Source organism: Streptomyces sp. NPDC029956 (assembly GCF_055574655.1).
In genome coordinates, this window is record NZ_JBVHZJ010000009.1 from 28,461 (window position 1) to 53,644 (window position 25,184).

Below are 25,184 nucleotides of genomic sequence, written 5' to 3' on the forward strand. Positions count from 1 at the left end.
GCGAGAGCGGAACGAGGAGGGGGACGGCTGCGGCAGGACGGCCCCGGTCCCGAGCACGTCGACACCGGCCGCGCTCCACGAGCAGGCCCCCTGGGCTACGCTGGCGAAGATCCGCCCGAGGGCGCGGATCGCGCATCTGGAGGTGACGGGCGTCGACGGGTCGTACGCGGGAGAGCCCTGCACCGCGGGCTCGCGGGAGTCACCGGTCGTTCCGGAGCGGCGGTGAGCGACGTGCCGGCGATCGCCGCGCGGGACGCCACCGTGGTCCTGGACGGGACCACCCTCCTCGCGCCGACGACGTTCGAGGTGATGCCCGGCGCGTTCTGGTGCCTCACCGGGAGCAACGGCTCCGGGAAGACGACCCTCCTGCGGGCCTTCCTGGGGAGCCGGAGGCTGACGGACGGCGCCGTCCTCGTCCGCGGCGAGCCCGTCGACCTGGCCAGGCCCCGGCACCGGCGCCTGCTGGCCTCCCTCGTCGAACCGATCCCCGTCGCCCGTGACATGACACTGCGCGAGCAGGTGACCCTGGTCGCCGCCTCCTGGTACGGCAACACCACGGCGACCACCGAACGCGCCGACGAGATCACCGGGCGACTGGGGCTCACCGCACTCGGCACCCGCTTCCCCTCCCAGCTCTCCTCCGGCCAGCTCCAGCTCTTCAACCTCGCGCTGACCCTGGTCCGCCCCGCCGACGTCGTCCTGCTCGACGAACCCGAGCGCCATCTCGACGCCGATCGCGTCCGCCTCGTCGCCGCCCTGCTCGCCGAGCGCGCGGAACAGGGGACGTCGTTCCTGGTCGCCACCCATGAGTCCGCCTTGGTGGAGGCCTGCGACGGCGTCATGGAGCTGGGATGACCACGGACGGCATCACCGCGGTCGACGCCGACCCCAGGGACCGCGTCCACGCCGTACGGCACCGGTACGCCCGCCGCGGCGACCGCGCCACGGTGCAGGACCGGGCCTACACCGTCTACCTCGGGGTCATCCTCGGCGCCGTCTACGTGGCGCCCGTCGTCCACCTGGTGCGCACCACGGAGGTGCTCGTCTCCCTGCCGTCCGCCGAGGCGGCGACCCCCGTGGCGTGCCTCGCCGCGGCGGCGGCGGTCTGGGGCGCGCAGCTCACCGGGCGGTTCTGGGGACCGCTGGTGCTCAAGCCGTTCCTGCTGCACGTGTTCATGTCGACGGACCTGTCCCCGACGCACTACCTCGGCACGATCGCCCGCCGCCGGCTCACGTACGCGGGACTCGGCACGCTCCTGGCGGTCTGCACGGCGGCGTTCCTCGCGACCGACCTGTTCGACGACCCCGGAAGCGCGCTGCTGCCTCAGGGCCTGGCCGTCGCGGCGGGCATCGGCGCCGTCGCCCCCGTGGCATGGCTGTGGGGCCAGGTCCGGACGGTGCGCGAGAACGCCCTGGTCGCCGCCGCCGTGGCCGTCGCGGCGGCCGTCGTGGCACTGCTCGGCCGGACCGCCCTGCCGGGCGGGGGCGGCCCGTGGCTCGTCACCGCCGTGCTCGCCGTCGCGGCCGCCCTGCTCGGCCGGTCCGCCTTCCGGTCCGTCCGTACGGTCGACCTCGCCCGGCTCGCACGCGACGCGGCACGTGCCGCCGAGGCCCAGACCTTCGCCTGGACCGGCACGCTCCACCACGCGCTCGACCTGTACCGCCCGCAGCCGCGCGGGCTCACGTCCGCCCTGACGCGCCCGGACGGGCGGCTGCGCGGTCACCTCGCGCAGGGGGCGGTCCGCGCGGTCCGCACCCGGGGCCGCGCGCTCGCGGCCGCGGTGTTCCTGCCGGCCGGCGGCGTCCTGCTGACGCTCGGCGTCGCCGAGCCGGACGCCCGGCTCGCGGCCCCGTCCTGGACGGCGGGCGCGGTCGGCGTGTACCTGGGGTCCGGGTGGGTCGGCGAGAACTGGCGCGGACTGCGCGACGAGCTGACCCTGGCCCCGCTGCTCGGCGAGTGGTGGGGCGGGCTGCTCGCCCGCACCCTGGCCTGGCCGGTCGTCGCCGTGGCGGTCCCGGTGGGGCTCGCGAACGCGGTCACCCTCCTGGCCCGGTGGCCGCTCCAGGGCGGCGGACCGGCCGACGCGGTACTGCTCGCGGCGGGGTCGGTGGTGCTCGCGCTGGGCGCCAGGTTCCTGCGCGAGACGAAGACGAACCTGCCCGTGGAACTGCTGCTTCCCCTCATCACACCGCTGGGCGACCTCTCGGCCCTCCGCGTCTTCGTGTGGCAGTTCGACGGGCTCGTCGTCGTCCTGGCCGGCGTCCTCGTGATGAACGGGATGCCGTCCGCGTCCGGCGCGGCCCTGACCGCCCTGGGTGTGGCGGCCTGCTGCGCCTGGGCGGGCCTGCGCCGCACCGGCTGGTCCGTCCGGTCCTTCGTCACCCGCCTCGGCCGGGTGTAGCGACGGCCCGCGGGAGTGGCCCCCGGTCCGCCGGGGGCAGGGGTCCCGCGCGACTCCGGGGCGGCAGGGCAGGATGGACACCATGGCGAACCGACTGGCCCATGAGACCTCCCCGTACCTCCTTCAACACGCCGACAACCCGGTCGACTGGTGGCCGTGGTCGGCCGAGGCCTTCGAGGAGGCCCGGCGCCGCGACGTCCCCGTGCTGCTCAGCGTCGGCTACAGCTCCTGCCACTGGTGCCACGTCATGGCGCACGAGTCCTTCGAGGACGACACCACCGCGGCCCTGGTGAACGAGAACTTCGTCGCCGTCAAGGTCGACCGCGAGGAGCGCCCCGACGTCGACGCGGTCTACATGGAGGCCGTCCAGGCCGCGACCGGCCAGGGCGGCTGGCCGATGACCGTCTTCCTCACCCCGGACGCCGCCCCCTTCTACTTCGGTACGTACTTCCCGCCCGAGCCCCGCCACGGCATGCCCTCCTTCCCGGAGGTCCTGGAGGGCGTCAAGGGCGCCTGGGCCGACCGGCGCGACGAGGTCGGCGAGGTCGCGGAGCGCATCGTGAAGGACCTCGCGGGCCGTTCCCTCGCGTACGGCGGCGACGGCGTCCCCGGCGAGGAGGAACTCGCCCAGGCCCTCCTCGGCCTCACCCGCGAGTACGACGCGACCCACGGCGGCTTCGGCGGCGCCCCCAAGTTCCCGCCGTCCATGACCCTGGAGTTCCTGCTCCGCCACCACGCCCGCACGGGCTCCGAGGGCGCCCTCCAGATGGCCGCCGACACCTGCGAGGCGATGGCCCGCGGCGGCATCTACGACCAGCTCGGCGGCGGCTTCGCCCGCTACGCCGTCGACCGCGCCTGGGTCGTGCCCCACTTCGAGAAGATGCTGTACGACAACGCCCTGCTCTGCCGGGCCTACGCCCACCTGTGGAAGGCCACGGGCAGCGACCTGGCCCGCCGGGTCGCCCTGGAGACCGCCGACTTCCTGGTCCGTGAACTCCGCACCCCCGAGGGCGGTTTCGCCTCCGCGCTCGACGCGGACAGCGCCATCGCAGACGGATGGGGGCACCCCCAGGCCGAAGGCTCTGGGGGAGGCACCGGCAGGCACGTCGAGGGCGCCTACTACGTGTGGACCCCGGCGCAGCTCACCGAGGTCCTCGGAGCGGAGGACGCCGCCCTCGCCGCCGCCCACTACGGCGTCACCGAGGACGGCACCTTCGAGCACGGCAGTTCCGTCCTCCAGCTTCCGCAGGAGGCGGGCCCGGCCGACGCCGACCGGATCGCCTCGATCGCCGCCCGGCTCCTCGCCGCCCGCGAGGAGCGCGAGCGCCCGGGCCGTGACGACAAGGTCGTCGCCGCCTGGAACGGTCTCGCGATCGCCGCCCTCGCCGAGACGGGTGCCCTCTTCGACCGCCCCGACCTCGTCGAGCGCGCCACCGAGGCCGCCGATCTCCTCGTCCGGGTCCACATGGACGAGTCCGCCCGCCTCACCCGTACGTCCAAGGACGGCCGGGCCGGCACCAACGACGGTGTCCTGGAGGACTACGCCGACGTCGCCGAGGGCTTCCTCGCCCTCGCCGCCGTCACCGGCGAGGGCGCCTGGCTCGACTTCGCCGGCTTCCTCCTGGACCTCGTCATCGACCGGTTCACCGCCGAGGGAGGCGCCCTCTACGACACGGCCCACGACGCCGAGGCCCTGATCCGCCGCCCGCAGGACCCCACGGACAACGCCGCCCCGTCGGGCTGGACGGCCGCGGCCGGCGCGCTGCTCTCGTACGCCGCGCACACCGGCTCGGACGCCCACCGGGCCGCCGCCGAGGGTGCCCTCGGCGTGGTCAAGGCCCTCGGCCCGCGCGCGCCCCGCTTCATCGGCTGGGGCCTGGCCGTCTCCGAGGCCCTCCTCGACGGGCCACGGGAGATCGCCGTGGTGGGCGCCCCCGGCGACGAGGCCTTCCGGGAGCTGTGCCGTACCGCGCTGCGTGCCACCGCCCCCGGCGCGGTGCTCGCCTTCGGCGCCCCCGACAGCGAGGAGTTCCCGCTGCTGAGGGACCGTCCGCTGGTGGCCGGTGCTCCCGCCGCGTACGTGTGCCGTCACTTCACCTGTGACGCGCCGGTCACCGACCCGGACGCGCTCCGCCGGAAGCTCTGAGGCCTCCGGAACGGGGACGGCCCCGCTACCCCTCCGAGGAGGGGCGGCGGGGCCGCGCCGTGCCGGGCGTCGTCGCTCAGCTGTTGCCGGCGCCGTTGCCGGACAGCACGGGGATGTCGCTGAGGATGTGCGACAGCGGCTCGTCACCCTTGGCCTGGGTGGAGTTCTCGGTGCACTGCTGGTTCTGCGGGGAGGACAGGACGTTGACGTCCTGGACCGCGATCGGGATGAGGCCGATGAGCGAACCGGCGTTGACCTTGGCCGGCAGGCCGACGCACGGCTTGTTCAGGGAGCCCTGAACGAGCGCGAACTGCGGGCTCATGTTGCCGTGGGTGGCCGAGTTGCCGAACTCCTGGTGGGCGCCGTTGCCGCTGAGCGACGTGGTGCCGCCGTCGTCGGCGATGGCGAGCGCCTGTCCGGCACCCGCCGCCGTCGCGCCGAGCACCGACGCGGCCACAGCAGCCGTAGCCAACAGCTTCTTCATTGTTCAGGCCTTTCGGATCGTGGCCCGCTGAGTGCCGAGCCGTGCTGATCAACTGGTCAGCGGTGCGGAGGTTCCGCGAAGTCCACCGGACGGACTACGGGCAGATGAGCGAAGCCCCGGTAGCCGGCCGGTAGGTGGCGGCGGAGACCTGGCTGGGCGCGACCTCGTCGGCCGCGGGCAGCGGCCGGTCCTCGCGCAGCCGCCGGAAGACCTCGGCCGCACCTTCCTCGTCCCAGGCGAGGGTGGACCCGACACCGGCGATGTCCGGGTTGAAGCCGCGTACGGGCACGGTGGCGAACTCCGTACGGTCCGGGGGCAGGTCCCGCAGCCGAGCGGCGAGCCTGAGCAGCTCGGCCGTGGAGATCCCCCGCTCGGCCGTGCCCGTGCCGCGCAGGGTCTCCGCGAAGTCCCGCAGCCGGCCGGGGTCGTCGAGGATGCCCTCGCGGAGCCGTTCCAGGGTGTTCACCACGAACTTCTGCTGCTTCTGGATGCGGCCGAAGTCCATCTGGCCGTCGGCCTTCCGCGACCGCACGTACTGGAGCGCCTCGCCGCCGCCGACCGGCTTGGTCCCGGGCTGCAGGTCGATGCCGGTGGCCGGGTCCTTGAGGGCCTTCTCCGTACAGACGGGGACCCCGCCGTCGACGCGGTCCACGGTGTCCATGAAGCGCCGGAAGTCGATCTCCAGGTACCGGTGGACGGGCAGCCCCGTCATCGACTCGACGACCTCCACCGCGAAGGAGGAACCGCCCTCCGCCCAGGCGCCGTTGATCTTCGCCTGGTGGGCGGCGTGCAGTTTGCCGGTGCGCCGGTCGCGGTGCTGGTCGGGGAAGGAGGCCAGGGAGTCCCGGGGCAGGCTCACCACGTCGACCCGGTCGTTCCCGGCCGAGACGTGCACGAGCATCATCACGTCCGTGCAGTCGCACTCCTGCCCGCCGAGCCGGAAACGTTCCTTCTCCTCCGCGGTGACTCCCTTGCGGCTGTCGATGCCGACCACGAGGAGATTCAGGCCCTGTCCGGGGGCGGGGAGATCGGAGGGAGCGGCGGCGAGGGCACCGGGAGCGAGGGCGGCGAGGGTGGCGAACGCCGCGGGGACGAGCAGCGGACGTCGGGGGCGCCGTGATCGCGGGAATTTCATGCCCGCACGGTAATTCGATCACCCTCGCACACAGATACGCGACGCGACATGAACAGGGCGAATCACTCTCCTGCGGCGCCTGTGGAATGATGCGGGAATCGCAGCGGAAGGAGCGAAGATGGCGCCGGATCCCGGGAAATGGGAACGGATGGCCTTCATTCCGAAGAGCCGATATGTGAGCGACCCGCCCCCAGCCGACCGCACACCATTCCCCCTCTATTCCGCACTCGTGACCCAATGGGTGCAGGCGGGCCGGACGGTACCGGGGATGCCCGACCGCGAGTGGGAACGCCTGGTGGCCACTCCGGTCTGGCCCACCTGGTAGCGGCGGGCCGACAGGGAGCAGACGCGAAAGGGGCCGCCCGGAGGGCGGCCCCTGACGTGTGGACGTCGTCGCGCGGAGGCGGAACGTCAGTTGTTGCCGACGCCGTTGCCCGACAGGACCGGGATGTCGTCCAGGATGTGCGAGAGCGCCTCGTCACCCTTGGCCTGGGTGGAGTTCTCGGTGCACTGCTGGTTCTGCGGGGAGGACAGGACGTTGACGTCCTGGACCGCGATCGGGATGGCCCCGATGAGCGAACCGGCGTTGACCTTGGCCGGCAGACCCACGCACGGCTTGTTCAGCGAGCCCTGGACCAGCGCGAACTGGGGGCTCATGTGGCCGTACGTGGCGGAGTTGCCGTACTCCTGGTGGGCGCCGTTGCCGCTGAGCGACGTGGTGCCGCCGTCGTTGGCGATGGCGAGCGCGGGGGAGGCAACGGCGGCGGTGGCGCCGACGATGGAGACGGCTGCGGCCGCAGTGGCCATAACCTTCTTGATCACGGGAGTTCCCTTCTAGAACCGGCTCCGTGCAGGGAGCGGCCTGATCAACTGGCCACGGACGCAAGGGTTCCGCTGTGTCACTCCCTTGGCGGAGCGCACTCGGCAGCGCCAAACGGGAGGCCAGTCGAACGGGTGAAGCGCCGGAACCTCAGCCCCCGCGCGCAGTTGATCCCGTCGCATCAATCAGGTCGATTGGTGGGAACAGGAACGGAATCACCGTGATCAAGAAGATTATGGCGGCTGCGGCTGTTACGGCCTCTGTTGTCGGCGCTTCTGCTGCGGCGGCCTCCCCGGCGCTCGCCATCGCCGACGACGGCGGCACGACCTCGCTCAGCGGCAACGGCGCGCACCAGTCGTTCGGCAACTCGAAGACCACCGGCGACATGAGCCCCCAGTTCTCGGCCGTCCAGGGCTCGCTGAACAAGCTCTGCCTCGGCGCCCCGGTCAAGGGCAACGTCGGCTCGGTCGTCGGTGTCCTCGTCCCGGTCGCGGTCCAGGACATCAACGTCCTGTCCTCCCCGCAGAACCAGCAGTGCGCGGAGAACTCCACCCAGGCCAAGGGCGACGAGCCGCTGTCGCACATCCTGGAGGACATCCCGGTCCTCTCCGGGAACGGCGCCTACAACGGCTGATCCGTCTCGCGCACGACAGGGCCGGAGGGAACGATCGAGTTCCCTCCGGCCCTGTCGTGCGCGCAATGGAGTGAAAGAACGAAACTCGTCGTTTTCGCGGTTTCCTTTGTGCGACATGTTCGTTGTGTTGCGTGAAAAGTGTTCCGCCACCGAAAGGATGCAGACGAAAATGAACTGTAAGAAGGCTGCTGCCGTCGTCGCCGGAATCATCATGGCCATGGGTGCGGCGACCCCCGCCTTCGCCGACGCGGGCGCCGAGGGTCTCGCGGTCGGTTCGCCGGGCGTCCTCTCCGGCAACGTCGTCCAGGTCCCGATCCACGCGCCGATCAACGTCTGCGGCAACAGCGTGAACGTCATCGGCCTGCTCAACCCGGCCGCGTTCAACACCTGCGCCAACGTCTGAGCCCCAGCGGCACGCAGACACAGGGGCCGGCCCCCGGAGAGCGTCCGCTCCCCGGGGGCCGGCCCTCCCTCATGCCGCGACCGGGGCCCTCCCTCCCGTACGCGGCCGGCCCACCGCCCCGCCCCGGCCCCCCGCCTTCAGCCGTTGCCGCACCCCGCGCACCAGGCGCCCCGCCGTGTACTCGGCGCCGAAGACGAACCGCATCGAGGGACCGTACGAAGGAGCGGTGAGCAGCCCGGCGAGGAACAGACCCGGCCACGAGGACTCGAAGAGACCGCCGACCTCCGGGGCGCCGCCCCCGCCGACCCTCCGCAACGCGCCACGCAGCCCGGGGGTGAGCACACCCGCCCGGTCCAGGCTCGGGGTGAAGCCGGTGGCCGCGACGACATGGTCGGTCTCCAGGACCGTCGTTCCCTCCGGCCCCGCCACGTCGAGCCTCAGCCGGGCGTCCCCGGTGACGGCCGCCGCCGTGATCCGCTGCCCGAGGCGTACCTCCCCGACCGCCGCGAACCGCTCGCGCAGCCACCAGGCTCCCGCCGGGCCGAGCGCCGAGTCGAAGATCCGCTCACGGGTCGCGGCCGGCAGCCGCCGGAAGACCCCCGGCGTGTCCGCGTACAGCTTGTTCCGCCAGCCGCAGCCGAGCCCCGTGTGCGGCGCGCGCACGGTCGGCCACAGCCCCCGGTCGAGGGCCGGGGGCAGCGTGTTCCAGTTCAGTCGGTCCGCGCGGGCGAGGATCCGTACGGTCGCGGCGCCCCCCTCGACGAGAAGCGCGGCCGTCTCCAGGGCGGCCTGCCCGGCCCCGACCACGGTCACGTCCCGGCCGGCGAAGCGGCCCAGCTCGCCGTGGTGGCTGGAGTGGGTGACGTACCGCCGGGGCAGGCCCCGCAGCGGCCCCGGGATCTCCATGAACGGCAGGACGCCGACCGCCAGCGCCACCGTCCTGGCCCGCAGCGCCTCGCCGTCCTCGGTGCGCAGCTCGAAACCGTTCGCACAGGGCGCGACCGAGTCGATCAGCCGCTCGTCGAGCGCGGGCACCGCCTGCCGGGCGAACCAGTCGCCGTACGCGGCGAAGAAGTCCACCGGCAGCGGCACCCCGTGCGTGGCGCGCACGCCCCGCGTGGCGGCGTAGGAGTCGAGCCCGTACGCCCGCCCCGGGTCGGAGAGATGGGACGCCCAGGGCTCCGACTTCAGGAACATGCCCGAGGGCATCGCGTGCCAGGACTCCATCGAGCGGCCGAAGGTCCGCAGGTCCAGCCCGTGGGCGGCCGCGTGCGCGGCCACGGACAGACCGTACGGTCCGGCCCCGACGACCACCAGGTCGTACATCGACTTCGACATCGTGCCTTCCACCTTCATCGTGGGGTGAGCTGGTTGGAGGAGCTGCGGGCCGGCGGCGCCGTCGGGGGCACCTGCGGACGCGCCCGCCGGGACGCGAGGTACCGGCGCGCCGAGGCCACCGCCCGGCGCAGCAGGTGCCCGAGCCAGGCGAGACCCATCGCGCAGGCCGGTGCCGGGTCGTCCGCCGCGCACCAGGCGTACTCGGTCCGCCCCGACGCGCCCTCGGGCCCGGCTCCCGCCCCGTCCACGGGACGGCGGCGCGGGGAGGTGAGGAGCGAGAGCGCCGCGTAGTTCTCGACCACGAACCGGCGGCCGTACGCGGGGGAGTACGGGGGTACGGGGCGGCCGGTGAGGTCCAGATGGAGCGCCCGGACCACGTCCAGCCCCTCCGCGTCGGCGAAGAGCCGGAACTGCGCGCCGGGCCGGGGGTTGAAATCGAGCAGGTGGTACGCGCCCGTCGACCGGTTCAGCCGGAAGTCCAGGTCGCACACGCCCCGGTAGCCGAGCGCGGTGAACAGCTCGCGCGCCGTCCGGTCCACGGCCGGGTTCGCCGTCCAGCGGCCCACGGCGGTGAGCCCGGCCCCGTCCGGCCAGGACCGATCCTTGCGCCCCGTCGCCCCCGTCGTGCAGCCGCCGCCCGCCTCCACGTACCCGTGGAAGAACCAGTCCAGGCCACGGCCCTCCGGGAGGAGCTCCTGGAGCAGCAGCCGACTGCCGGCCTCCGGCGTACGGGCGTACAGCTCCCGTACCTCGGCGAGGGACCGCACGATCGAGGTGCTGCGCAGCCCGCCGCCGGCCGGGAGCAGCCAGGGGCGGCTCCACTTGGCGACCACCGGCAGACCGAGCGACCAGGCCATCGCGGCGGCCTCGTCGGAACCGGAGGGGAGTTCCGTACGGGGATGGGGCAGGCCCAGGGCCGCACAGGTCTCGGCGAGCTCCGCCTTGTCCACGACGCGCAGCAGCTGTTCCTCGGTCTGCTCGGGGAGCAGGAAGCGCGGGGAGAGCTCGGCGCGGTGGCGCGCCAGACCGAGGGCGCTCACGTCGTCCAGGGGGAGGACGAGGAAGGGAGTTGACGAAGCATCGGGGGCCGGGAGGCCCTGCTCGCGGTGCGGGCCCGTCTCGTCCCCGATCTCGTCCGCGTACCCGTGGAGGAGCGCGGCCAGCTCGGTGGGGGAGGTCTCCCCGGGGCTCGCGCGCGACGACCGGAGATATCGGGAACGGGCGACCGGACTGGTGCTCGATTCGATGACCGCGTGGACCGGAATTCCCGCCCGTCCCAGCGAACGCGCGGCTCCGAGCGTGCCGTGATGGAAGGGATTCCGGTCGAGCCGTACGAGGACGGTGGGAACGCTGGTGTCGAAACTCTGACGGCGCAGCACGGCATGCCCTTCATCTCGGGTGCCCCAACTGGGCGATGAAATCCTCTAATGGACTACTGATCAGAGCGAAGCCGAGTTCACGGTCGGCTCATTAGGAATACTTTCGGAGTATCGGATTGACGGATCATCAAAACGCGTGCGACGCGAAGGAGCAGCCATGGCGGCTACACACCGGAGAACTTCGAGAGTGTGGCTGGGGGTGTTCACCGCCGGTCTCCTCGCCTCGGGCTCAGTCGTGCTCTCGTCCCCCGTGCACGCCTCCGAATCAGTAACGACGAGAGACCCCGGACCGACTCTCTCCAGCGCCATGGGAGCCTTCCTCGACTCGGGCGCGCTCGGGGTCGCCCGCATCGAACAACTGGAGCAGTGGCTCGGCGGACGCGAACTCCGCGTCGGCCACACCTACCTCCCCGGCGACCTCTGGAAGAACATCGAGGGCCCGCCCGGCTTCCTCGACGCCTGGGCGGACTGGCGCAACGAGAAGGCGGACCGCCTGTTCGTCCTCAACGTCCCCATGCTGGAGCGCAACGAGGCCGGCGTCTCCGACGCCGAGGTCCGCCGCCAGCTCCAGCTCGGTGCCGCCGGGTACTACGACCACCACTTCACGGCTCTCGCCGAGCGGCTGGTCCGGCTGCGGGCGCTCGACACGGTCGTCGTCCTCGGCTGGGAGATGAACGGGACGACGTACACCCACCGCTGTGCGCCGGACCCGACCGCGTGGAAGAAGTACTGGAACCGGATCGTCACCGCGATGCGTTCCGTCCCCGGCCAGAAGTTCCGCTTCGACTTCAACCCGAGCCGCGGTCGCGACGCTGTTCCGTGGACCGAGTGCTACCCGGGCGACGACGTCGTCGACATCATCGGGATGGATTCGTACGACCAGCCCCCGGGTTCGAGTTTCGACCAGCACGTCAGCGAACCGTACGGCCTGCAGAAGCACGTCGATTTCGCCGCCGAGCACGGAAAGCAGATCTCCTTCCCCGAATGGGGACTCTTCCGCAACGGCGACAACCCCGTATACATGCGGCGCATGCTGGAGTGGATGAAGCAGCACAAGCCGCTCTATCACACGATCACCGATTACTGTCCGCACGGCGTCTGGCAGTGCGACGACAATCCGCGGTCGTCGCTGACGTTCCGGCAGATGATGTACGGCACCGAGCCGGAACTCCCGACCCAGCCGACGGACCCCGTGGACCCGGTGGATCCGACGGACCCCGTGGACCCGACGTGGCCTACCGACCCGACTGGGCCGACGGACCCGACTGGGCCGACGGACCCCGTGGACCCGACGTGGCCTACCGACCCGACTGGGCCGACGGACCCGACCGGGCCGACGGATCCGGTGGACCCGACGGTTCCTGAGCCGAAGCCTGAGCCGAAGCCTGAGCCGAAGCCTGAGCCGAAGCCTGAGCCGAAGCCTGAGCCCAAGCCTGAGCCCAAGCCGGAACCCAAGCCTGAGCCCAAGCCCGAGCCCAAGCCTGAGCCCAAGCCTGAGCCCAAGCCGGAACCCAAGCCGGAACCCAAGCCTGAGCCGAAGCCCGAGCCGCAACCGGAACCCGAGCCCCAGCCTGAGCCCAAGCCCGGGTGCTGGACCGTGAACCTCGGTTCATGGGTCGAGAGTTGGATCGGTGGCCCGGTCTGTGTCCCGAAGGACTCCTGGAAGGACGAGGTCGACCTCGACTGGAAGGACGCGCTGAAGGGCGTCTGGCCCTTCTGACCCCCGTGACGGCGGCGGCGGAGATCATCCGCCGCCGCTGTCGGGCGTGCGCCCGGGGAGCCGGCCGAGCGCACGGCCCACCCAGGCGCGTTCCCGCGCCTGCCGGGCCGCCCAGCGGCGCGCGTCGGCGGCGGCCGCGCGGAGCCAGAGCAGCGGGGCCGTACCCCGTCCGGTGAGCATGAGCCGCTGGTTGCCGACGGTCTCGGGCCGCCAGTGGTGCTTGTACGCCTCGGTGCCCCGCAGCATGCTCAGCGTGGCCCGGCCGCCCGCGCTCGTCTCCCCGGCGCCGTGCCGGAGCAGCATCGTCGCGACGTCGACCTTGCGGGCCCGCAGGGCCGGGTCGGCGCCGTACAGATAGCCGCCGGCGAGCCGCGGCGACATCAGCGTCAGATCGGCGGCCACCACGTCCCCGGCCAGCCGGAACTCGGTCACCATCGCGTCCCCGCGCTCCACCATCGGCCGCACGGCCCGGGCGAGGTGCTGGGCGAACCGCTCACTGGTGTGCTCGACGGTGACGCCCCGCCCCTGCCACTGGAGCTGATGGAGCCTCAGGAGCCGTTCGAGGGCGGCGGGCACCTCGGAGCCGGTCACCACACGCGTGTCGATGCCGAGGGCGTCGAGCTTGCGCAGCTTGGCGCGGACCCGCTGGGCCTTCCCTGACGGGATGCGGGCGAGGAGCCCCTCCATGGGGACCGCGGGCAGTTCGAGGCAGAGCGAGTCGGGCATCCGCCGGCGGGGACCCCGCCAGTGGACGAGGACCCGTTCGCTGGCCGCACCCGGCCGCACCTCCCGCAGGTCGATCACCGCGCCCCGGGCGGTCCGGGCGAGCGCCCCGGCCAGCGCGGGGGCCGCCTCGGGACAGTCGTCGTCGAGGAGCACGTCCGTGAAGTCGGTGATCGAGCCGCCGAGCTGGGTGAGGACGGGCAGCGGGCCCCGGGCGCGCATCAGGGCCGCGGCGGCGACGAGTGCGCCGTCCTCCCGTCGTACGAGCACCAGCCGCAGCGCACCGGGCCTGCCGTACGAGAGCCACCAGGAGTGCAGCCAGGCGTGGGACTGGAAGGGGGTGGCGGTGGAGCAGCGCCCGTACAGCGCCGTCCACTCGGCCGCCAGCCGCCCGAAGCCCTCCTCGTCACGGCAGATCTCCGTCCGCAGGACCGGTGCGGTGCCCGTCGCTCTCGGACTCACACCGCCTCCGGCTGGTGCGCGGCGGCCGGAGCGGGCACGGCGGCGGAGGCCGTGGCTCCCGACGGGGCCGCGGTCTGCCGGGAGTGCCGGGCCTCGCCGCGCGTGGCGGCGCGCTTCGGCCGGACCAGGAGGGCGAGGCCGCCGAGGAGCCCGCCCGCACAGCCGCCGACGAGCGCGGAGAGCGGCGCGGAGGGGGAGACGGGCGCGACCGGCTTGGTCGCGCGGGAGAACTGGACGACCTTCACGCCCGTGCTGCCGGCGACGTGGGTGCTGTTGAGGACGAGCGCGCGGGCCACCCCGTCGGCCATGGACACGGCCTTCGCGGGCTTCTCGGCCGTGGCGGTGATCGAGATCATCGGAGCGTCCGGCGAGGTCGCGGCCTGCACGTTCCTGCGCAGGGTGTCGGCGGTGACCCCCGCCCACACCTGGGCGTCGCCGGTCACCGCGATGTCGGTGGCGACCCGCCCGTAGGCCTGGGCGAAGCCGAGCGCGGCGGCCGGGTCGGACTTCTCGGCGGGTACGACGATGACGTAGCTGGTCGCCGCGTACTGAGGGGTCTTGAGGGCCCCGTAACCGCCGCCGAGGACGGCTCCGGCGAGGACGGCGGCGGGCAGGACCGCCCAGCGGCCCGGTGCGCGCAGGCCGGCGGGGAGTACGGTGCGGCGTGGCGTGGTGTTCATGGGACGGGCTCTCTCACTTCGCGGGGGAGGGGGTGCCGTGGACGGCCTGGTCGTAGAGGGACATCAACTGCTGTGCGCTGTGCGCGATGTCGTAGCGGCGGGCGGCGGCCGGCAGCGGGAACCGGGCCGGCCGGGCGTCGTGGACGCCGCGCAGCGCGGAGATCAGCTCGGGTACGGACTCGCCGATCCGGCGGGCGCCCGGTGCCGCCTCCGGTGCCAGGTCGTCGACGGCCGGGCAGGCCACGTACAGGACGGGCAGTCCGGCGGCGAGGGCCTCGACGACGGCGAGCCCGAAGGTCTCGTCGGGGGAGGTGGACACGAAGACGTCCATGGCGGCGAGCAGTTCGGGCAGCGAGGGTCCGGGCCGGCCGGTGTTCGGGGGGTCCTCGCAGGCCCCGGCGAGCAGGACCCGGTCGGCGGCCCCGCAGGCGCGGGCCACCCGGAGGAGTTCCGCGCGCTGCTCGCCCTCGCCGACGAGGAGCAGCCGGACGTCCGGGATCGCGGCCACGGCCCGGACGAGCCGCTCGAACCGCTTCCCGGGCGTCAGCCGCCCCACCCCGCCGACGACATAGGCGTCCTCGGGGAGCCCGAGGACGCCCCGGGCGACTCGACGGGCGCGGGCGTCGAAGGCGAAGCGTTCGGTCTCGATGCCGTTGGGGACGATCCGGATGCGGTCCGGTGGCACTCCCCAGTCGGCGAGCCGGCGGGCGACGCTGGGGGAGACGGCGACCGTGGAGGTGCCGAGCCGCTCGGACGCGAGGTAGAGCGCGCGGGTGCCCGCCGAGAGCGGCCGGCCCTCGATCTGGGACTCGCCGAGGGAGTGTTCGGTGGCGATGACGCGGCGCACGCCGGCGAGCCGGGCCGCCGTCCTGCCGTACACGCAGGCCCGGTAGAGGTGGGTGTGGACGAGGTCGTAGCGACCCTGTCGGACGATCCGGGCGAGGCGGGGGAGGGCACCGATGTCACGGTTGCCCGCCATGCCGAGATGGGTGACGGGGGTGCCGTCGGACTCGATGCCGGCGGCGACGGCGCCGGGGTTGGTGAGCGTGACCACGCCGCTCTGCACCGGGAGATGGCGGAGCAGGAGCCGCAGCTGCTGCTCGGCGCCGCCGATGCCGAGCCCGGTGATGACGTGCAGGACCTTCATGAGGCACCGACCACGGCGGGGCCGTACCGTGCGGGGACCAGGTCGGCCGGATGGCGGCGGCGCAGCGGGTGCAGGAGGCGCTTGGCGGTGAGCCGCCACGCGGTGTCGTCCTCGCCGATGTGGACCCGGGGCAGGGCGTACGTGCCGGTGTGCGGGCCCGGGTCGATCGCGCAGCCGTAGCGGTAACCGGCCCTGCGCACGGCGTGGATCACGCGCGGGTCGACCTTCCCGTACGGGTAGCAGAAGCCCTCGACGGTGGTGCCGGTCATCTCCTCGAGGAGCGCGCGGCTCTGGCGGGTCTGGGCGGCGAGCTCCGTGTCGTCGGCCTCGGTGAGCGCGACGTGCGTGAGCCCGTGCGAGCCGATCTCCATGCCGGCCTCGGCGATCCGCAGGATGCCGTCCTCGGTGAGCAGCGGCTTGCGCGGCCCCTTCGTGTCCCAGCTGTTCTCGCCGCCGAGGCGTCCCGGCAGGACGTACACCGTCGCCGTGAAGCCGTGCCGGCGGAGCAGCGGCAGTGCCGAGTCGAGGAAGTCCGCGTAACCGTCGTCGAAGGTCAGGCCCACGAGCCCCTGGGAACGGCCCTCCGCGGCGGCGGCGAGCAGCTCCCGGACCGACACCCCGCGCAGTCCCCGGTCGCCCAACCAGTGCAGCTGCCGGGCGAAGCGCACGGGGGAGACGGTCACCCGGTACGGATCGTCAGCGGTGTCCGTGATCGAGTGGTACATCGCCACCCAAGGGGGCGGCTTCATCCACAGGGGCGGCTTCGGCAGCAGACGGCTCAGCGCGGTGGCGGCGGGCATGGGGGGTCCTCCGGGAGGCGGAGCGGGGCAGGGGCGGAATCTCGGGCGCCTTGGCGGCGCAGGCGATGAAGATCAGGAAGATGCCGATGACGACCAGTCCCGCCACCGCGACGGCGAGGGCGGCGGGGCCGATCGCGAGCGAGCACAGCCAGCCGGCGCCGGTGGCCCACGCGCCCGCGGTGGCGAGCCGGAGCAGCCCCTCGCCGAGCCGGTCGACGTGGACCGGTACGGCCTGCCGGTGCGCGCCGCGCAGCAGCAGGACCGCGGTCAGGGTGATGCCGAGGGCGTTGGCGGCGGCGATGCCGACGGCGCCCCAGTGGTGGGCGCCGGGGACTCCGGCGACGGCGGTGGTGACGAGCCCGGCGGCCATCGCCGCGGCCGGGTACCAGAGCGGGCGCGCGGCGGAGAAGTAGCAGCGGACCAGGGCGCCCACCATCGTCTGGCCGAGCAGCCCGAGGGCGTAGACCCGCATGACGGCGGCGGTGGCGACCGTGTCGGCACGGGTGAACTCGCCGCGCTCGAAGAGGAGCTCGACGATCCGGGGCGCGGCCGCGATCACCGTCGAGGCGCCGACCAGGACGACGACGGCGGCGAGCAGCAGGTCCCGCTCGACGCGGAGGCGGGCCGCCTCCGTCTCGCCCGCGGCGAGGGCGCGGGCGACCACCGGGAAGCTGACCGTGCACAGCATCAGGGAGAGGATCATCGGCATCTGCGCGACCTTCTGCGCGTAGTTCAGATGCGAGATGGCGCCGGCGGGCAGCGGTGAGGCGAGGAAGCGTTCGATCAGCGTCTGGGACTGGCGGGCCAGCGAGAACGCGACGACGGGGGCGATCAGGCCGAGGACCAGGATGCGGCCCTCACCGGTGGAGGGGGGCGTGAGCGCCTCGGGCTCCCGCAGGGGTACGGGGCGGGCGCGCAGCTCCCGGACGAGCGAGGGGGCTTGGACGAGGACCATCAGGATCCCGCCGACGGCGACCCCGGCGGCGGCCGAGCGCACGCCCCACGGCTCGCGGAGCAGCAGGATGGTGCCGATGATGCCGGCGTTGTACGCCACGTAGATGGTGGCCGGTGGCAGGAACGAGCCGTGTGCGCGGAGTGCCGCCGAGCAGTAGCCGACCAGGGCGAAGGTCAGGACGCAGGTCCCGGTCAGCCGCGTGCAGTCGATCGCGAGCCCGGGGTCGGGCAGTCCGGGCGCGAGCGCCCCGACGATCAGCGGGGCCGCGGCGATCAGGATCGCGGCGACGACACCGACGGTGAGGGTGAGCCGGGGGAGGGTCCCGCGCACGAGGGCGCGCACGGGGTCGCCGGACAGGTCGCCGGAACGGCGGGCCAGGGCGCGGGAGAAGGCGGGCACCAGGATCAGTGCCATGGCGTCCTCGATGAGCAGCGTCGAGGCGAACTCCGGCACGGTCCACGCCACCAGGAACGCGTCCGTCTCGGCACCTGCCCCGAAGTACCCGGCCAGGATCTGGTCCCGTGCGAGCCCGAGCAGGGCCCCGAGCGCGGTGAGCGCGGCGGTCACGGCGGCGGCCTTCGCGAGGAACCCTCCGCCCTCGGGTGCACCGGTCCGGGCCGTCCGGCCCCGTGCGTGGGCGCGGCGGCCGGAGCGCCGGGGGGAGGGGGTGGTCCCGGACGCGGACGTACGGGGTTGGGGCGGCGGGGGGGGGGGGGGGGGGGGGGGGGGGGGGGGGGGGGGGGGGGGGGGGGGGGGGGGGGGGGGGGGGGGGGGGGGGGGGGGGGGGCGGTGGGTCGTTCCGCTCCCGCTCCCCCTGTTCCCTTCCTCCCCCCCCCCCCCCCCCCCCCCCCCCCCCCCCCCCCCCCCCCCCCCCCCCACCTGGACCCGGACTCGGACCCGGACCCGGACCCGGACCCGGACTCGGACCCGGACCCGGAACCGCACCTGAACCCGTACCGGCCCCCGGCAGCACGACGGCCTCCGAGGGCCACGGGGAGTCCGTGGGGCCCGGAGGCGCGGTCGGCCAGGGGTCGGTCAGCGGGGTGCCGCAGGGCGGCCCGCCCGACGGGCGTGGTTCACCGGCCCGCGGGGTGTCCGTGGGCTCCGGTTCCCCGGCCCACGGGTCACGCACGCCGGACCTCCGCGAGGGCCCACCAGGCCGCGAGGCCCAGCACGACCGACATCAGGACCGTCGAGGGGCCGCCGATGTCCGCGTAGAAGAAGTCGATGAGCTGCCAGCCGAGCAGGCCCGTCGCGACGAGCGCGCAGTCCGCGCCGAGGCGCCGCCGCCGCAGCGCGCCGACGAGCAGCGCCACCCAGCTGCCCGCGAGGGCGAGCAGCCCGAACAGGCCCTGCTCGCTGAGGACCAGCAGGTACATGTTGTGCGGGGACAGCAGCGGCTGACGGGCGAAGGCGGCGCCCGCGCCGGCCGTGTCACTGCCGGAGGACAGCGCGAGGGAGGCGTTCGAGTCGCGGTACTGCGGGAAGCCCTTGAGGCCGACGCCGGTGACCGGCTCCGAGGCCCACATCCGCCCGGCCGCCGCCCACATCGTGTACCGGTCCGTCACCGACTGGTCCGGTGCGGCCGCCACCTGCGTGATGCTGGCGGCCCGCTCCTTCACCATCGCCGAGCCGATGCCGAGCCCGCCGACCAGGACCACCCCGAGCGCACCGGCGGCGAGTGCCACGCGCGCGGCCCGCCGGGGCCCGGAGAGCAGCAGCTGGACCCCGCAGGCGAGCACGGTCGCGATCCACGCGCCCCGGCTGAACGACAGCACGAGCGGCACGAAGAGCAGTCCGGCGCAGACGAGCGCGACCGTCCGGGTCCGGCCGGGACCGCTGCCGAGCGCGATCCCGGTGACGACGACGAGCCCGTACGACACGACGGTCGCCATGCCCATCACATCGGTCGGTCCGAAGGTGCCGACGGCCCGGACGTCCTCACCCATGTACGAGGCACCGGTGCCGGTCAGGTACTGGGCGACGCCGACCGCGCCCTGCAGCAGCGCGAGCCCGACCAGACCCCAGGCGACCACGGCGAAGTCCCGCCGGTCACGGATCATCAGGAGCACGGCGGCGGGGACGAGCACGAAGATCTGCACGTAGCGGGCGACGCCCGGCAGGCTCGCCGCCGGGTCGTTCGAGGTGATCGCCGCGAGACAGATCCCGAGGACCGGCAGGCCGAGGACGACGGCCGCCGTCCGGGTCAGCGGCCGGGCGCCGCCGCGCAGCACCCGGACGAGACAGATCAGGACGAGCAGCCCCGAGGCCGCGTCGGCGACCGTACCCGTACCGCCGGTGCCGCCCTGAGCGCCGCCGCTGCCCGGGACGAGCAGCAGCGCGATCACGGCGAGGACCGGGGAGAGCACCCCGGCCCTGCGCGCCCAGTCCCGCACGTCGTCCGGGGCGAGCGCCGGCACCGTCACGGCCGTGGCCATCCTCAGCTCCCCGTGGGTTTGACGAGTCCGGCCGCCGTGCGCAGCAGGATGCAGACGTCCTGCCAGAGCGACCAGTGGTCGATGTAGTGGTTGTCGAAGCGGCAGCGGTCCTCGATCGAGGTGTCGCCGCGCAGCCCGTGCACCTGGGCCAGACCGGTCAGTCCCACGGGCATCCGGTGCCGGTCCGCGTATCCGGCGTGGATCTTGCTGAACTGGGCGACGAAGTAAGGGCGTTCGGGACGCGGCCCGACCAGGCTCATGTCGCCGCGCAGCACGTTCCACAGCTGCGGCAGCTCGTCGAGCGAGCTCTTCCGCAGGAAGTTCCCGGCCGCGCTCATCCGCCGGTCGCCCGCCACGTTCCAGCGGGTCGCCGACTCGGTGTCGTCGGAGGGGCGGAGCGTACGGAACTTGAGCAGCGTGAAGTGCCGGCCGTGCTGGCCCACCCGTTCCTGCCGGAACAGCACCCCGGGACCGTCCGCGAGCCGTACGGCGAGCGCGCAGAACAGCAGCACCGGCAGCGCGAGCGCCAGCGCGGGCGCGGCGAGCACGATGTCGAGGGCGCGCTTGGCCGGCAGCCGGCGCCGCTCGGCCCGGGGGGCGACGCGCTGCCAGGCGTACCCCCACATGTGCGCGCCCATCGGGCCGTCCTGGTGCCGTCCGCCGACCCGCCAGGTCGTGCAGCCGTAGTGCTGGAAGAGGGACACGAGCCCCGGCTCGTCGTCGAGGAACACCGCGTCGCGCACGGTGTTCTGGATGACGGCGCGGTGGATCTCCTCGGTCGTGGTGAGCACCGGAAGCCCGGGCTCGCCGGCCGTCCGGGGTGCGCCGCCCTGCTCGGGCACGCCGACGATGCCCACCGGCCGCACCCCGTACTCGGGGTGCTGGGCGGCCGCGGAGGCGAACCGGCGCGCGGTCCCCGCCCCGCCGACGACCAGCGCCGACCGGGGGTGGGCGCGGGCGATCCGGCGCCGCCGGGCGAGCAGCACCGCCCGGACGAGGATCACGACGCCGACGTGCGTGGCGTACGCGGCGCTGAGCCGCAGCGGTCCGATCGCCAGGTTCGGGGAGTACGCGGCCACCGCGGCCGCAGCCAGACACCAGGCGACGCCGGCGCGGGAGGCGAGCGCGGGCAGTTCGTCGAGGGCCCGGGTGTGCGGGGGAGGGCGGTGGAGCCCCGCGTGCCCGTCGAGGACGAGGACGAGCGCCACGACCGGCAGCAGCAGCCGGGCGTCGTGGTGCGCCGTGCTCAGCAGCGTGGCGGCGGACAGGACGGCCAGGCAGTCGACCGCGACGAGCGGCAGCACGCCGGACCGGTGCCGCACGGGGCGGTACGGGAGGGCGAGCCGGTCGATCGTGCGCCGGCGGGGTGCGAGGGAGGCGAGGCCGAAACTCTGGCCTGCCGTGGGCCAGGGGCCCGGTGAGGGAGGGACGCTGGTGCTTTCGGTGGTCACTGCGCAATCGGCTCTCTGTGCTCGGTGTCTCGCACTCCGGCCAGTTCGCGGTAGACGTCCGCGACGGCCGCGCCGGTGCGCCGGACATCGAATCTGCTGAGTACGTGCTGATGGGCCTCGCGGCCCAGGCGGTGCCGGAGCTCCTGCCTGCCGAGAAGGCGGCCGAGAGCGGTGGCGAGTGCGGCCGGGTCCTCGGGCGGGACCAGGCACAGGGGTTCATGGGCGGGCGGCAGGCTCTCGCGGGCCCCGTCGACGTCGCTGACGACGACCGGCCGGCCGGCGGCCATGGCTTCGAGGGGTGCGAGCGCCATGCCCTCCCAGCGGGACGGCAGGACGACCACGTCGGCGGCCCGGTACCAGGGGACGGTGTCCTCGACGGCTCCGGTGAACCGCACCGACGGGCCGGCGGAGGCGCGCAGCCGGTCGCCGTCGGGGCCGTCGCCGACCAGGACGAGACGGGCCGTCGGTACCTCCGCGAGGACGCCGGGCCAGGCGGCGAGCAGCACGTCCTGCCCCTTCTGGCGGCAGAGCCGGCCCACGCAGACGACGGTCGGCGCGGGGTTGCCGGGCGGTCCCTCGGTCGCGAACCGGGCCACGTCCACACCGTTGTGGACGACGGACCAGTCCGCCGTGACCCCGGCGGCCTCGCCGGTACGCCGCTCGGCCTCGCTGACGCAGAGGATCCGGTCGGCCCAGCGGGCGCCGAACCGCTCCCAGCGCCGGGCCAGCGCGGCGGTCGTTCCCTCGACGGCCTCGAAGGACCAGGCGTGCGGCTGGTACACCGTCGGAATCCTTCCGCGCAGGGCGAGTCGGGCGCACAGCCCGGCCTTCGCGCTGTGCGCGTGGACGAGTCCGGGGCGGACGGCACGGATCACCCGGGCGAGGGCGCGGGTCTCGCGGACCAGCTCGGGACCGGGGTTCCGGCCGGCCCGCCAGACATGGGTGTGGGCCCCCTCGGCCCGTACGGCGGCGGCGAGGACGGTGTCCGGTGGGCAGGCGACCGCGACCCGCAGGCCGGCGGCGAGTTGGGCGCGGACGAGGTCGATGACGACACGGGCGACCCCGCCGTCACCGGGCTGGACCGCGTGCAGGACGGTGACGGACCCGGGGTCCGTGTCTCGTGGAGGCAGCACGTCAGCGCCGGACGTCCGCCTGGAAGAAGAGCGCACCGAGCCAGACGGTGTCCTTCCGGCTCCCCGACCGGACGTGGACACGGTCGGCCCCATCGCGCAGTGCCCCCCGCAGATCGAAGACGTCGGAGTCGTACCCGAGGGTGTTCGTACCATCGGGTGAGCGGACCGTACGACCGGTGCCGAATTCGGTGATGCTGGAGTTCATGACGTCGTCCGCGGAATTGGCGGAATCGGAGAGCCGGACGCTCTTCGAGCGGCTCGTTTCCACCGCCAGGTAATCACCGGAAGTACCCCGGTCGCCGTCATAGGCGATCACTCCGAGACTGCCGTTCGTGGCCTTGCCGTAACGGTTTGCGTCGAGCGGTACGCGAAGCTCGCCCGAGTGCGGTCCGACCGTTTCGAATCCGTCCCAGACACCGATCCTGCGGAGCGGTTCCGACGCCTTCTCGTACGCGGCGACGAGCGTCCAGCCACCCCAGCCGCCGACCGCCGACCGGCCCATGGCGACGTTGACCTGGGCGACCGTCCACTGCCCCGAACGGGAGGAACGGACCAGCTCGGTGACGTCGGCGGAGGCCTGGAAGGCGTCGGCGCCGTCGGCCGTGCGGTGACCGATCAGGGTGTCCGCGAGCAGCGCCTTGTACGCGCCGCCGGGCTCGGCGATCAGCACCCGGCCGTTGTCCTCGGGCGGCTTCTGCTCGCCCACCCGCAGGTTGCCGCCCCAGTAGAGACGGGCCCAGCTGACCCGGGCGCCGGCGGGAACGGCGAGTTCGGCACGGCTGGAGTTGTACGTGTCGGGGTCGCTGTCCACGTCGACGTAGGCGATCGTGGCGTCGTCGTTGACCGACTCGGTGCCCTTCGCGCCCCTCGCCGAGGAGTTGGCCGCGCGCACGACCCCACCGTGCTGCACGGACTGGTAGCGCGCGGCGAACGGGACGCGGGTCGCCTCCCGGGGTCGGGGGGCTGAGGCGGAGGCGACCGGCAGCGCGGCGGCCATCGCCGCACACGACAGGGCGCACAACACGCTGCGACGCACAGCAGGAACCGCTGAATTCCGCATACAGGTTCTCCGCTTTGATGAGAGAAGGAAGGGAAGACCCGTGAAGGCCGGGAGAGGGGAAGGTGTCGTCCGCACGAAATGGGTGAACGCGCGGCGGGCCCGGAAGCAACGTTCGGGAACGTTATAACCCCGACGCGGGGCGATAGTACGCATTAGATGCCTGGAAACGCTAACTCCCGTATCCGCGCGGCCGGTTCCTCGTTGAGCGTGTTGCGCCATTCCACGCCCACTCCCTCCAATGGCCCTCCTATGGCCCAAAGATCGGTTGAACGTCACCCGTTCGGGAGAGCAACCGATGAAAAGCCGGGGCGTTGTTGAGGGAGTCGGGCCGAACAGTCCGCGCAGTCCACGTTGAATTTCGATCGAGGAGCACTTCCCCATGTCCCGTATCGCCAAGGCCGTTGTCCTGACCGTGGGTGCCGCTGCCGCGGTCGCCGGTGCCGCCGGTGCCGCCACCGCCGACGCCGGCGCCGAGGGCGCGGCCGTGAAGTCCCCCGGCGTCGGCTCCGGCAACGTCGTCCAGGTCCCGGTGCACATCCCGGTCAACCTCTGCGGCAACACCGTCAGCGTCATCGGCGCGCTGAACCCGGCCTTCGGCAACACCTGCGTCAACGCCTGATCCGGCACGCCTGATCGGTCCTTTCGAAGCCGGTGCGCCCACTCCCGACGGGGTGGGCGCATCGGCTTTCCCTTGTCGCCATGGGGTCGGTACTCGTTCGGCGGCACCGTCGTGCGCCGGTCGGTGCAACGGCGTACGCCCCTTCGGGGGGCATGTTCGAGGAGTGGATTCACTCGAACGGAGGCGTGGCGCTCAGTAGTTCTGCGGTTGCGGAGGGCTATACCCGCAGGCACGGTGAGAGAGAAGTTGTCCGACGCATAAGGAAAAGGAACACATATGCGTCCCCTGGCTACACGCCGCATCACCGCCCTGGCGATATCCGCCGTCATCACCCTCGGCACGGCGGGACCCGCCATCGCCGGCGAACACCATCCGTCCACCGCGGCCGAACGGGCCGCCCGCGCACCCCTCCCCGACGCCGCCGCCCTGCTGGCCCAGGCGGAGGCGCTCGGGGACCTCGGCTCGGTGACCACTCCCGTGACCGAACTCGTCACGGCCGCGCTCAAGGCCGACTCCGGTCAGCTCCCGGCGGCCGACGCCGAGGCCCTCAAGGCCAAGATCGCGGCAGCCGTCGACGAGGCCAAGGCCACCGCGCCGGCCCCGCTGCCGGACACGCCCGTCACCCCGCCCTCGACCGACCTCCCGGTCACGCCGCCGTCCACGGATCTGCCGGTCACGCCGCCGGCGGCCGAGCTCCCCGTCACGCCGCCGGCCGTGGAGACCCCCGTCGAACTTCCGGCGGCGCCACCCGTGGAAGCCCCGGCCCTGCCGGTGAAGCCGCCCGTGACCCTGCCCGTCGCGGCCGGGGCGAAGGCCGCGTGGGCCGGCAAGGCGGCCGCCCCGGCGGACGTCGTCGACGACGCCCTCGCCACGGTCGAGAAGGCGGTCGCCGCCCTGCTCGCCGCCGTCACCTCCGGCGACGCCGGCGGAGTCGTACCCCAGGTCACGGCGACCCTGACCTCGCTGGTCAACCTGGCCGTCGCCACGGTCCTCGGCAGCGGCCTGCCCGCTCCCGACCTGCCCGGACTGCCCGCGCTGCCCGCGCTCCCGGTCACCGCGCCCGAGCTGCCGGTGGACCCGCCGGAGCTGCCGGTCGACCCGCCCGAGCTCCCCGTCGACCCGCCGGTCGACGTGCCCCAGCTGCCGGTCACGGCCCCGCTGCCGGTCCGGTAGTCACCCGCAGGCCCTCGTGGGGGGGGGGGGGGGGGGGGCGGCGGGGAGGGGGGGGGGGGGGGGGGGGGTGGTGGGGTGTTAT

22 protein-coding genes are annotated in these 25,184 nt (G+C 73.6%); 8 read left to right on the forward strand and 14 right to left on the reverse strand.

Annotated elements, in window-relative coordinates:
* Positions 1–222 precede the first annotated feature (222 nt).
* The 3 genes from ACZ4XX_RS09460 to ACZ4XX_RS09470 all read left to right on the forward strand — a co-directional run bounded on the left by ACZ4XX_RS09460 (position 223) and on the right by ACZ4XX_RS09470 (position 4,548).
* Positions 223–855, forward strand: a complete 633-nt coding sequence (locus ACZ4XX_RS09460; RefSeq protein ID WP_468507358.1) for an ABC transporter ATP-binding protein — start codon at positions 223–225, stop codon at positions 853–855.
* Positions 852–2,402 carry a hypothetical protein gene (locus ACZ4XX_RS09465; RefSeq protein WP_468507359.1) on the forward strand — a complete coding sequence of 517 codons (1,551 nt, stop codon included), beginning with the start codon at positions 852–854 and terminating at the stop codon, positions 2,400–2,402. Before ACZ4XX_RS09460 ends, ACZ4XX_RS09465 begins: the two co-directional genes overlap by 4 nt.
* 82 nt (positions 2,403–2,484) lie before the next feature.
* A complete protein-coding gene (locus ACZ4XX_RS09470; RefSeq protein WP_468507360.1) occupies positions 2,485–4,548 on the forward strand; it encodes a thioredoxin domain-containing protein in 2,064 nt (687 codons plus the stop codon).
* A gap of 76 nt (positions 4,549–4,624) precedes the next feature.
* Here ACZ4XX_RS09470 and ACZ4XX_RS09475 read toward each other — a convergent pair whose 3' ends face one another.
* From ACZ4XX_RS09475 to ACZ4XX_RS09485, 3 genes are all read right to left on the reverse strand, one after another.
* Positions 4,625–5,032: a rodlin gene (locus tag ACZ4XX_RS09475; protein ID WP_030324004.1), complete on the reverse strand. Its 408-nt coding sequence runs from the start codon at positions 5,030–5,032 to the stop codon at positions 4,625–4,627.
* Between the two features lie 94 nt (positions 5,033–5,126).
* Positions 5,127–6,167: an LCP family protein gene (locus tag ACZ4XX_RS09480; RefSeq protein ID WP_468507361.1), complete on the reverse strand. Its 1,041-nt coding sequence runs from the start codon at positions 6,165–6,167 to the stop codon at positions 5,127–5,129.
* Between the two features lie 411 nt (positions 6,168–6,578).
* Complete coding sequence (locus ACZ4XX_RS09485; protein ID WP_468507362.1) at positions 6,579–6,989, reverse strand: rodlin; 411 nt, start codon at positions 6,987–6,989, stop codon at positions 6,579–6,581.
* Between the two features lie 218 nt (positions 6,990–7,207).
* Here ACZ4XX_RS09485 and ACZ4XX_RS09490 point away from each other — a divergent pair, with 218 nt between their 5' ends.
* A complete protein-coding gene (locus tag ACZ4XX_RS09490; RefSeq protein ID WP_468507363.1) occupies positions 7,208–7,621 on the forward strand; it encodes a rodlin in 414 nt (137 codons plus the stop codon).
* Between the two features lie 169 nt (positions 7,622–7,790).
* Entirely contained in the window at positions 7,791–8,024 is a 234-nt protein-coding gene (locus tag ACZ4XX_RS09495) for a chaplin (RefSeq protein WP_468507364.1), read from the forward strand.
* 69 nt (positions 8,025–8,093) lie between these two features.
* On the opposite strand, the gene ACZ4XX_RS09500 is transcribed toward ACZ4XX_RS09495, so the two are convergent.
* Entirely contained in the window at positions 8,094–9,350 is a 1,257-nt protein-coding gene (locus tag ACZ4XX_RS09500) for an FAD-dependent oxidoreductase (RefSeq protein WP_468507503.1), read from the reverse strand.
* A gap of 26 nt (positions 9,351–9,376) precedes the next feature.
* Positions 9,377–10,741, reverse strand: coding sequence for a carboxylate--amine ligase (locus ACZ4XX_RS09505; RefSeq protein WP_468507365.1), 1,365 nt, complete (start codon positions 10,739–10,741; stop codon positions 9,377–9,379).
* Between the two features lie 157 nt (positions 10,742–10,898).
* Here ACZ4XX_RS09505 and ACZ4XX_RS09510 point away from each other — a divergent pair, with 157 nt between their 5' ends.
* Complete coding sequence (locus tag ACZ4XX_RS09510) at positions 10,899–12,461, forward strand: glycoside hydrolase family 26 protein (RefSeq protein WP_468507366.1); 1,563 nt, start codon at positions 10,899–10,901, stop codon at positions 12,459–12,461.
* A gap of 24 nt (positions 12,462–12,485) precedes the next feature.
* Here ACZ4XX_RS09510 and ACZ4XX_RS09515 read toward each other — a convergent pair whose 3' ends face one another.
* The 9 genes from ACZ4XX_RS09515 to ACZ4XX_RS09555 all read right to left on the reverse strand — a co-directional run bounded on the left by ACZ4XX_RS09515 (position 12,486) and on the right by ACZ4XX_RS09555 (position 23,310).
* Entirely contained in the window at positions 12,486–13,646 is a 1,161-nt protein-coding gene (locus ACZ4XX_RS09515) for a GNAT family N-acetyltransferase (RefSeq protein ID WP_468507367.1), read from the reverse strand.
* Entirely contained in the window at positions 13,643–14,326 is a 684-nt protein-coding gene (locus tag ACZ4XX_RS09520; protein ID WP_468507368.1) for a YveK family protein, read from the reverse strand. Before ACZ4XX_RS09520 ends, ACZ4XX_RS09515 begins: the two co-directional genes overlap by 4 nt.
* Positions 14,327–14,339: 13 nt before the next feature.
* On the reverse strand, positions 14,340–15,473 hold the full coding sequence (locus ACZ4XX_RS09525) for a glycosyltransferase (RefSeq protein WP_468507369.1): 1,134 nt from the start codon (positions 15,471–15,473) through the stop codon (positions 14,340–14,342).
* The gene (locus ACZ4XX_RS09530; protein WP_468507370.1) at positions 15,470–16,273 is read right to left on the reverse strand and encodes a polysaccharide deacetylase family protein; all 804 of its coding nucleotides are present in this window, start codon (positions 16,271–16,273) and stop codon (positions 15,470–15,472) included. Before ACZ4XX_RS09530 ends, ACZ4XX_RS09525 begins: the two co-directional genes overlap by 4 nt.
* Entirely contained in the window at positions 16,170–17,795 is a 1,626-nt protein-coding gene (locus ACZ4XX_RS09535) for a lipid II flippase MurJ (protein ID WP_468507371.1), read from the reverse strand. Before ACZ4XX_RS09535 ends, ACZ4XX_RS09530 begins: the two co-directional genes overlap by 104 nt.
* Before the next feature lie 557 nt (positions 17,796–18,352).
* Complete coding sequence (locus tag ACZ4XX_RS09540; RefSeq protein WP_468507372.1) at positions 18,353–19,666, reverse strand: O-antigen ligase family protein; 1,314 nt, start codon at positions 19,664–19,666, stop codon at positions 18,353–18,355.
* Between the two features lie 2 nt (positions 19,667–19,668).
* Positions 19,669–21,117 carry an exopolysaccharide biosynthesis polyprenyl glycosylphosphotransferase gene (locus ACZ4XX_RS09545; RefSeq protein ID WP_468507373.1) on the reverse strand — a complete coding sequence of 483 codons (1,449 nt, stop codon included), beginning with the start codon at positions 21,115–21,117 and terminating at the stop codon, positions 19,669–19,671.
* A complete protein-coding gene (locus tag ACZ4XX_RS09550) occupies positions 21,114–22,250 on the reverse strand; it encodes a glycosyltransferase (protein WP_468507374.1) in 1,137 nt (378 codons plus the stop codon). Before ACZ4XX_RS09550 ends, ACZ4XX_RS09545 begins: the two co-directional genes overlap by 4 nt.
* Before the next feature lies 1 nt (position 22,251).
* Positions 22,252–23,310 carry a DUF3344 domain-containing protein gene (locus tag ACZ4XX_RS09555; protein WP_468507375.1) on the reverse strand — a complete coding sequence of 353 codons (1,059 nt, stop codon included), beginning with the start codon at positions 23,308–23,310 and terminating at the stop codon, positions 22,252–22,254.
* Positions 23,311–23,689: 379 nt separating this feature from the next.
* Between ACZ4XX_RS09555 and ACZ4XX_RS09560 the strand changes: the two genes are divergently transcribed.
* The gene (locus tag ACZ4XX_RS09560) at positions 23,690–23,929 is read left to right on the forward strand and encodes a chaplin (protein ID WP_468507376.1); all 240 of its coding nucleotides are present in this window, start codon (positions 23,690–23,692) and stop codon (positions 23,927–23,929) included.
* Between the two features lie 276 nt (positions 23,930–24,205).
* A complete protein-coding gene (locus ACZ4XX_RS09565; RefSeq protein ID WP_468507377.1) occupies positions 24,206–25,102 on the forward strand; it encodes a hypothetical protein in 897 nt (298 codons plus the stop codon).
* Positions 25,103–25,184 lie beyond the last annotated feature (82 nt).

Coding starts and splice junctions, on each gene's coding strand:
- ACZ4XX_RS09520 (WP_468507368.1), bottom strand. CDS start 14,326: ATGAACACCACGCCACGCCGCACCGTACTCCCCGCCGGCCTGCGCGCA.
- ACZ4XX_RS09465 (WP_468507359.1), top strand. CDS start 852: ATGACCACGGACGGCATCACCGCGGTCGACGCCGACCCCAGGGACCGC.
- ACZ4XX_RS09565 (WP_468507377.1), top strand. CDS start 24,206: ATGCGTCCCCTGGCTACACGCCGCATCACCGCCCTGGCGATATCCGCC.
- ACZ4XX_RS09560 (WP_468507376.1), top strand. CDS start 23,690: ATGTCCCGTATCGCCAAGGCCGTTGTCCTGACCGTGGGTGCCGCTGCC.
- ACZ4XX_RS09495 (WP_468507364.1), top strand. CDS start 7,791: ATGAACTGTAAGAAGGCTGCTGCCGTCGTCGCCGGAATCATCATGGCC.
- ACZ4XX_RS09500 (WP_468507503.1), bottom strand. CDS start 9,350: ATGTACGACCTGGTGGTCGTCGGGGCCGGACCGTACGGTCTGTCCGTG.
- ACZ4XX_RS09530 (WP_468507370.1), bottom strand. CDS start 16,273: ATGCCCGCCGCCACCGCGCTGAGCCGTCTGCTGCCGAAGCCGCCCCTG.
- ACZ4XX_RS09540 (WP_468507372.1), bottom strand. CDS start 19,666: ATGGCCACGGCCGTGACGGTGCCGGCGCTCGCCCCGGACGACGTGCGG.
- ACZ4XX_RS09525 (WP_468507369.1), bottom strand. CDS start 15,473: ATGAAGGTCCTGCACGTCATCACCGGGCTCGGCATCGGCGGCGCCGAG.
- ACZ4XX_RS09470 (WP_468507360.1), top strand. CDS start 2,485: ATGGCGAACCGACTGGCCCATGAGACCTCCCCGTACCTCCTTCAACAC.
- ACZ4XX_RS09480 (WP_468507361.1), bottom strand. CDS start 6,167: ATGAAATTCCCGCGATCACGGCGCCCCCGACGTCCGCTGCTCGTCCCC.
- ACZ4XX_RS09555 (WP_468507375.1), bottom strand. CDS start 23,310: ATGCGGAATTCAGCGGTTCCTGCTGTGCGTCGCAGCGTGTTGTGCGCC.
- ACZ4XX_RS09475 (WP_030324004.1), bottom strand. CDS start 5,032: ATGAAGAAGCTGTTGGCTACGGCTGCTGTGGCCGCGTCGGTGCTCGGC.
- ACZ4XX_RS09510 (WP_468507366.1), top strand. CDS start 10,899: ATGGCGGCTACACACCGGAGAACTTCGAGAGTGTGGCTGGGGGTGTTC.